Source organism: Ancylobacter lacus (assembly GCF_018390635.1).
Lineage (GTDB): Bacteria > Pseudomonadota > Alphaproteobacteria > Rhizobiales > Xanthobacteraceae > Ancylobacter > Ancylobacter lacus.
On the sequence record NZ_JAHBGE010000017.1, the window covers coordinates 1 to 2,931 of the forward strand.

General features: G+C 66.1%; 3 protein-coding genes. All 3 read right to left on the bottom strand.

The annotated features are described in order from the left end of the window. A partial coding sequence (locus KHC27_RS22080) for a Com family DNA-binding transcriptional regulator (RefSeq protein ID WP_213335659.1) occupies nt 1-130 on the bottom strand: 130 nt, incomplete at its 3' end. Nucleotides 131-264: 134 nt separating this feature from the next. Further along, nucleotides 265-1,200 (bottom strand): hypothetical protein, encoded by a 936-nt coding sequence (locus KHC27_RS04660; RefSeq protein WP_213335655.1) that lies wholly within the window; start codon nt 1,198-1,200, stop codon nt 265-267. Next, the gene (locus KHC27_RS04665) at nt 1,200-2,915 is read right to left on the bottom strand and encodes an SGNH/GDSL hydrolase family protein (protein WP_213335657.1); all 1,716 of its coding nucleotides are present in this window, start codon (nt 2,913-2,915) and stop codon (nt 1,200-1,202) included. Before KHC27_RS04665 ends, KHC27_RS04660 begins: the two co-directional genes overlap by 1 nt. Between the last annotated feature and the right edge of the window lie 16 nt (nt 2,916-2,931).

A 2,931-nucleotide genomic window follows, 5' to 3' on the forward strand; every position in this document is an offset into this window, starting at 1 on the left:
GTGCGGGCTCTGTTGGCCTCAGATGATTGATGGCGCCGCAGCGGCGGCATTTGATCTGGACGGATCCGCGGATCGCTCCCCGTCCCGCGCGGAGCAGCAGAGCACCGCATCCGCATCTGACGTCCTCCATAGTCCGTTAACACCATCTGCGCCACCCTGTGCCCGCTCGACAGAGCCTGGGGCGGGGTGGCAGTCATGTGTGTGCACTGCTCCGCGGGTCAGGTGGCCAAACTCAGGCCCGCGGCCGGGGAAACCCGGACCCCGTCACGCTGCTGCTGGGTTGATATCGCCCGCCGCGATCCGCTGCTGCATGAAGTTCCAGTCGGCGTCGAGCACGGCCGCCGGATCGCGGCCGGTGAGACGCAGGTTTTCAATGAAGATGGTGTACTGGCGCATGCCGGCGTAAAGTGTCTTGATCGAAGACGTTGCCAGATTGGAGAACGCGCTGCGCGGGCCGATCTTTGCCACGACGTTGGTCAGATCGAGCGCGTTTTCAGCCCCAACTACGTCCGTGCCTCCCAGGATACCTGTCGACGCGGTACGCACATGCACCGTTGCGCCGCTGGCGGTGCGGTAATAGGCGATCTGAGCGAACTCACCGGCCGGGTAGGTCGGTAGCAAAACATAGGAGGTGACCGCGGCACCAGCGGCCGTGGTCTGTCGAATAAAGGCGACCCGCCGATTGCTGGCGTTCGGCCACGGCCCGATTGCGATGAGTGAGGGGCTGTTCTGGTAGGTGGATGAGATGCCAGGTGTCGAAAAATCGATCCACGGCGTTATTGACCCGTTCACGAGCGGCCACGCCGTCGTGTCTGGGAGCCGGACGTAGAGACACAACAGGAAGTACTGATTTCCGCCCGTCGCGATGTCGAGTGCGGCGCCGCTCCCCGTCTCGACGCCGACCGTCCCCTGCGCCGTGCTCGCCAGACCGCTCCACTCGATGCCGCCGCCAACAAAGCGCGGGGTATTGGCCTGCGCGGTCGGTATCTGGAACACGCCATTCGATTTGCGCGCGATATCGACCAAAAGATCGCCCTGAACCGGCGTTCCCTGGCGCGGGTAGAACGGCGCGTGAGCGAAGTCGAAACCCATCAGCGGGCCGCTGCCTATTCCTTTCCACGTCGGATGAGCCCATAGCTTGGCGCCGCTCGCCTCGGTTCGAGCCTTGATCCGCTGAACCGTGATTGCTTGCACCGGCATCAGTAAGTCCCTCGCGAATAAAGCCCGAGATGGAGGCCCGAAAGCGCCCAATACCCGGCGGTTGTCAGATGGATCGGGTCGGTGCCTTCGTTGATGAAAATGCGGGACGATCCCCCGCCATAATCGGCTTTGGCGCCGAACGCGCGTTGCACGTCGATGCCGGCCACCCGCAGGCTGCCGTCGTAGACAAGGTCCATGATCGCGGCCTGATAGTCGGCCATGGCTACGCTGCCGGAGCCGAATGAGTCCGGGCTGACCGACAGCACGAGATCGCGTGTGCTGACGGCGGCACGGAGGTCGGTGATCAGGGTCTGGTAGGCGCTCTTGAACGTCGCGGCAGAGGTGCCGGCTGTCCGCTCATTCGTCCCGAACTGACCGATCTGGACGAGGTCCATCTGCAGCGCGGTCCACGCCAGCCGCCGGGTCGCCTGCGTGGTGGCCCACTGGTCGGCGCGGGTGCCCGAAAGCGCGATACGATGAACCACGACGCCGGCCACCTTGGAGAGATAACAGCCGAGCATCGTGACGCTGCCACTGACCACCTCGACCATGAAGGTGTGCGCGCCGGTCGGCGGCACCAAATCGATGATGCCAAGATCCTCCGAACCGTTCGACGTGTCGACCGTAGCCACCCAGGTCGATCCGCCATCCTGGCTGTACCTGAACGAGCCGCCGCCCGATTTCTTCACGTACATGAGGCGGTTGCGCGTGTGGTTGGCCGTGACCGCGATGGTGATACGGTCACCAGTCGTTGAGCTCGTGATTTCCTTGAGATCGGGACCGCGCGCCGCCGCGCCTGTCGTGGTCGTCCAAGAGCCGGTAATGGTCGGAGCCAGCCCCATGGCCGCCCGGGCGTTGGCCGAGAGTGGCACCCACCCCAGCCCGCCATCGCCGTGGCGGGCCTGCATTGAGCGCGTGAAAAATTCGGTCCAGCCGGGGTTGTAGCGCTCGCCCCAGCTATCGCTCATCGCGGCCATGACCGCGAGCCCGTAGCCCTGTTCCGCTTTCATCAACCGGCCCGGCCAGTCGCGCAGATTGTCGCGCCGGTGATAGACCGTGTTGGCGTAGCCGGTCGAAGCGAGCAGTGGAGCCAGCCGGTCCGACAGCGACGCCCGCGATCCGCGCGCCGCGGCCACCTCGGCGGCCACCGCCGCCGCCGCACCGTCCGGCTCGATGTCTCCGAGGATCCGTGAATTCGCGTCGACCACAACAAGAGGGGGCGCGGCGGGATCGAGCGTGTAGAATGTCTCGGTGGCGATATCGGGCGAGGTGCGAGCGTCGATCATCGCCGCCGTGGGGTATTCCGCGACCAGGGTGGATGCGGCGCTCGACACCCGCACGTAGCGGCGGATCGCAACATTGTCCGAGCCCTGCACATCGAATGACGCCCCGTTGACCACAGCGGCCCGCCCGGTGGGTTCGTCGGCGTAAATCCTGGCATTGGTCGAAGCCGCCGTCAGCGCCGCGCCCGATGCCGTCGCCGCGGCGGCTGTCGCCGTACCGGCCGCGGTGGTCGCTGTGCCGGCCGCCGTCGTCGCCGTGGCCACCGCCGCGGTCAGCCCGTCATCCAGATTGGGATCGAGCGCCACCTGTCGCGCCAGCGCACCGACCGGCACCTGCACAACCGCGGTCGTGCCCCCCGTCGTCACGTTGCCAAGGACGCTGTCGACCAGAGGTGAGGTCGGCAGGGTATCGGTCGGCTGTCCATCCGCCATTCAGGCCTCCGTCAAC

Coding starts and splice junctions, on each gene's coding strand:
- KHC27_RS04660 (WP_213335655.1), bottom strand. CDS start 1,200: ATGCCGGTGCAAGCAATCACGGTTCAGCGGATCAAGGCTCGAACCGAG.
- KHC27_RS04665 (WP_213335657.1), bottom strand. CDS start 2,915: ATGGCGGATGGACAGCCGACCGATACCCTGCCGACCTCACCTCTGGTC.